At 73.5% G+C, this 3,341-nt stretch carries 3 protein-coding genes and 1 pseudogene; all 4 read right to left on the bottom strand.

Annotated features, from left to right (window positions below):
• A pseudogene (locus CA983_RS41815) lies at positions 1 to 523 on the bottom strand (hypothetical protein); the annotation flags it as partial.
• A complete protein-coding gene (locus CA983_RS41810; RefSeq protein WP_086605873.1) occupies positions 520 to 1,587 on the bottom strand; it encodes a tetratricopeptide repeat protein in 1,068 nt (355 codons plus the stop codon). The gene CA983_RS41810 and the pseudogene CA983_RS41815, both read right to left, overlap by 4 nt.
• 184 nt (positions 1,588 to 1,771) lie before the next feature.
• Positions 1,772 to 2,449, bottom strand: a complete 678-nt coding sequence (locus CA983_RS41805) for an AIM24 family protein (RefSeq protein ID WP_086605872.1) — start codon at positions 2,447 to 2,449, stop codon at positions 1,772 to 1,774.
• 77 nt (positions 2,450 to 2,526) lie between these two features.
• The coding region (locus CA983_RS41800) for a CAP domain-containing protein (protein WP_244207327.1) at positions 2,527 to 3,341 on the bottom strand (815 nt) is incomplete at its 5' end.

Here is a 3,341-nt window from a genome sequence, read left to right as displayed (position 1 = left end):
CGGCCAGGGAGGTGGGTGCTGCCGAGTGGTCGGGGCTGCCCGTGGGGTGCGAGCGGTGTGCGTGGTCGGGGGCGCCCCTATGGTCGGGGCTGCCCGATGGGCTGGGGCGGTGTGCGTGGTCGGAGGTGCCCGTGTCGTTGGGAGCGCGTGCGTGGTCGGGGGCGCCTGTGTCGTTGGGAGCGCGTGCGTGGTCGGGGGCGCCCGTGTCGTTGGGAGCGCGTCCGTGGTCGGGAGCGTCCGAGTGGCTGGAGATACCCGCCTGGCCGAGGGCGCCTGGCTGCCTGGAGGCGCCCGTGCGGCTGGCGTCGCCCGCATGGCCGGGGTCGGCCGCGCGGTCGACGTCGCCCGGGTGGCCGAGGCCGGCCGCGCGGGCGGCATCGTCCGGGTGGTCGAGGCCGCCCTCGTGGTCCAGGCTGCCCGCAGGAAGGCCGCCCGCCTGGCGGCCGTCCACGTGCTCCTGCCGCTCGTCGCGCGCGACCCCGTCCCGCCGCGCCGCCTCTACCGCCATGGGCGAGGCCGTCACCGTGCCACCTCCGCCACCCTCGCCTCGCCGAGCCCGGCATCCGGTATGCCGAGTTCGTCGTACGCGCGAGCCACCATCTCGCGGGCGTGCCGGAGGCCGATCCGCTCCAGCGTGCCGGCGAGCTCGGACAGGTCGGCCGCCGTCTCGGCGCGGTCGCGGCCCAGCCGGGCCAGGGACTTGGCGAGGCCCAGCCGCGACAGCGCCTCCCCGCGCGGCTCGCTCATCTCACGGAACTCCGCGAGGGCCTGCTCGTACAGGGCACGCGCCTCGGCGTAACGCCCGGCCCGGTACAGGACGTTGCCGCGCATCTTGTGGTTGTAGGCCAGCGCGCTGGACAGCCGCATCGCGCTGCACGTCGCCTCCGCCTCGCTCAGCAGTTCCAGCGCCCGCTCGGTGTCACCGTCGCGCACCGACACGACGTCGGCCAGACCGCGCAACGCCCAGGCGTGACCGCGCCGGTCGTCGGCGCGTGCGGCGATTTCGGCGGACTCCTCGAACAGGGCGTACGCGGTGTCGTAGTCCCCGGTGTTGCGGTGCATCTGCGCGATGCCCTCCAGCGCCCACACCGTGTGCCGTGCCTCCCCGCGCCGCCGGGCCTCGGCGAGCAACTGCTCGTGCAGCCGTCCGACGGCCTCGTAGTCGCCCTGGATGCGGCCGGTCTCGGCCAGCCCCGCCAGCGAGTAGCCGCGTACGACGATGTCCCCGCCCCGTTCGCCCAGGTCCGCCGCGAGCCGGAGCAGCCGGCGGGCCAGTCGGAACACCCCGCGCTGCCGGGCCAGCGTGCCGCCGCTCCACAGCGCCCAGGCCATCGCCGCGACGTCCCCGGCCCGGCGGGCGGCCCGGTAACTCGCCTTCCACGCCCGGTCCGCGTCCTCGACCCGGCCCAGCCGGCGGTGCGCCTCGGCCACCGCGAGTCCGGAACGCGCCGCCTCCCCGGGCTTCCCCGCACGCTCGGCCGCCCTCAACTGCTCGGTGCCGGCGGCCAGGACGTCGGTCAGGGAGGAGTTGACGGACAGGGTGGTGAGCGCGCCCTGGTACTCCGGGGCGAATGCCTTGCCGTACATCGATGCCTTTCCGTCCGTATACACACCCCGTATGCACATCATGTATACACAGAGCGTATACATGATGTGTATAGAAGGGTGGAAACTTGCCCTGGCCACAAGGGCCAGGGCATCACCTGTTGTGGATCAAGACGTCGACCGGACGGGCGGGGTTGCCTGTGCGGCGCAGATCACCTGAGGGGCTTCAGTGCTGACCTGCCTTCTGCGGTGTCGCCTCGCTCGGCCGCACGACGACGTATCCCTCGCCCTGGAGCGCCAGTTGCACGGCCTCGCCGGAGCCGCCGCGCAGCATCGAGCCGATGGACTGGGAGCGGTGCAGCGAGGTCTGGAGGCCCGCCGTCCAGCCGACGATCGCGTCGGTGTCGACGTACACCGGATACTGCGGCGAGACCGGGATGACCAGCGGGTTGCCCTCACAGATCAGACCCAGCTCGCCCTGCCCGGTGAAGACGCTGTTGAACAGGCCGCCGCCGGTGATGCCGGCGCCCTTCACGGTCGCGATGCGGTAGGACAGCGTGGCGTCGAAGCACAGGACGTTACGGCCGTTGACCGTGAACTCGTCGCCGGGTTCGACCTCGACGATGAAGCAATTCTGCGCTTCGTGGGCGAACCAGGCCTCGCCCTGCCCGCGCACGGCCATCAGCGGAAGTCCCTCCCCGGTGACCGCGCGCTTGAGCATGCCGCCCACGCCCTGGCCCTTGCGCTCGAACTGGAGGTTGCCGCGGTAGGCGATCATCGCGCCCTGTCGGGCGAGCATCTCGCCGTTCACCGTGTAGCGGAGGCACTTGGCGTTTTCGACCGTCATACCCGGTGCGACGGCCGGCTGCGCCATGTGCCGGCTGGAAAAGAGGTCACCCTTCATACGCGCATCCTCACCCGGACCGTTCCCCTCCGCCAAGATCGGGGCGAGTGACGGGCAGGGCGCGCGGTGGCGCGGTGTCAGCCGCCGAAGAGCTGCGTCCAGTAGGTTCCGGCCCGGCCACCGCCGGCGAAGCCGACCCCGAGGTGGGTGAAGCCGGGCTTGAGGATGTTCGCCCGGTGGCCGGGGCTGTTCATCCAGCCCTCCACCACTTCGGCGGGGGAGCGCTGGCCGCAGGCTATGTTCTCGCCGATGGAACGCCGCGTGGAGCCCGCGGCCGCGGCCCTGTCCCAGGGCCGGCTGCCGCCGGGCGCGGTGTGCGAGTAGAAGGCGCGGGCCACCATGTCCGCGCTGTGCGCCTGGGCGGCTGCGGTGAGCAGGGGGTCGGCGGCCAGGGGCGGGAGCCCGGCCCGGGCGCGCTCCCGGTTGGTGAGGTCGGTGACGGCCGCCGCCGCGTCCGCCAGCCCGTCAGGCGTGAGAGGCCTGGCCCAGAGCGCGGTCCAGTACGTGTCGCCGGTGGGGCCGTCGTGGACGTGGGCCACTCCGGCGTGGGTGAACGCCGGGTCGTGCAGGACGCGGCGGGCGCCGTCCGTGCGAAGGCAGTACGCGACGAACTCGGCGGTGGTGCGCGGGCCGGACACCAGGTGCTCGCCGACGGTGAGGTACGCGTACCCGGAGCCGACGACCCGCTGGTAGACGGAGACGCCGTCCCGGCTCTCGACCCCGAGGCGTCCGGACGCGGCCATGGCGGCGGCGTGGGCCCGCGCCGCTGACACGAGCCGCGGGTCGAGCGAGACCGGCGGCGAACCGACGGCGATTCGGGCGGAGTTGACCAGGGCGGTGAAGCCGTCCGGGTCGGGGGCGGCCGGTACGGGGGCGGACGGTACGGAGGCGG

This window comes from Streptomyces swartbergensis (assembly GCF_002148965.1).
In the GTDB taxonomy this organism is placed as follows: domain Bacteria; phylum Actinomycetota; class Actinomycetes; order Streptomycetales; family Streptomycetaceae; genus Streptomyces; species Streptomyces swartbergensis.
This window is presented reverse-complemented; position numbering and strand designations above follow the sequence as displayed.